Raw genomic sequence first — 1189 nt, 5'->3', positions numbered from 1 at the left:
CCTCTATAAAGCCTGCAGCAAGCTGGCGAGTTCTCGATTAATCACCTGCTGGTTAAAATCGTGTTCAACTTTTTCGCGCGCGCATTTGACGACCGGAGCTAATTCGTCGGTGTCCAGTTGGCTAAACGCCGCCAGACGTTGTGCCAGTGCGCGAGCATCGTTCTCAGGCACCAGCCAGCCGGATTTATCGGCCTCCACCAGTTCCGGTATTCCGCTATGCAGAGTAGAAACCACCGGAATACCGACCGCCATCGCTTCCATCAGCGCCACCGGAATGCCTTCCATATCGCCATCCGCGCCCGTTACCGATGGCAACAGGAAGACATCCGCGTCGTCGAGCATCGCTTTCACTTCATGGCTCGGTTTAAAGCCAGGCATCTCTACCACATCTTCCAGTTGATATTGTTCGATGAGGGTGCGCAGGCGTCGTTCCCACGGGCCAATGCCGAGGATGCGATAGCGAAATGCCACGCCCTGCTCTTTCAACTGACGGCAGGCTTCAATCGCCACATGCAGGCCTTTTTTCTCGGTTAAGCGTGCGACGGAAATAATCTCCAGCGGCGTTGCGGGCGCTTTCACGGGACGCGGGCTAAAGCGCGTCATATCTACGCCCATGCGCGATACGGCGATTTTTTCCCTCGGGCAGCCCATTTTTTGCAGCCTTCCGGCCCACAGATTGCTTATTGGTAACATCAGGTCGCCACGTCGAAACAGTTGTTGATATTCGGGAGTGTAATGGTTGAGCACTTCCCGACTGGAAATATCAATGCCGTGGAAAATAGTGGCAATTTTGCCGCGAATGACACCCAGTTCGCGTAGTTTTGCTGCGGTTACCCCCGCAGGGCCAAAATGAGCGATAAAGACATCGGCATGAAACGGTGTTGCGACCTGGCCGCAAATGGCAGACAAAATTAGGTTTCGCGACTCAGCACCATAGCGTTTGAGGTTGAGCGCCTGCCAGGTATTTTTACGATGAATGCCGCGTAAGGTCTGACTGGCTCGGTGGCGCAGTTTCGCCACTTTGCCCGTAGGTTCGTCCTGTAACCAGCGGGTTCTGGCGGCAAGGTTGTATTTCGTCCATGCCGCGTGGGTGTTCTGGGTGTCGCCTTTTTGCAGCGCGACAATCTCCACCTCAAAGCCCATATCAATAAACGCAGTGATTTGGTTAAGAACAAAGGTTTCCGACGAC

1 protein-coding gene is annotated in these 1189 nt (G+C 54.3%); it reads right to left on the bottom strand.

The window, feature by feature from the left end; all coding sequences use genetic code 11:
- Positions 1-3: 3 nt before the first annotated feature.
- On the bottom strand, positions 4-1189 hold a 1186-nt coding region (wcaL, locus tag R7Z41_RS24040), incomplete at its 5' end, for a colanic acid biosynthesis glycosyltransferase WcaL (RefSeq protein WP_318141642.1).

The organism is Vibrio sp. 1457 (assembly GCF_033340195.1).
GTDB lineage: Bacteria > Pseudomonadota > Gammaproteobacteria > Enterobacterales > Vibrionaceae > Vibrio > Vibrio alginolyticus.
Note: the sequence above shows the minus strand (reverse complement) of the source record. Positions and strands in the feature narration are given on the sequence as shown.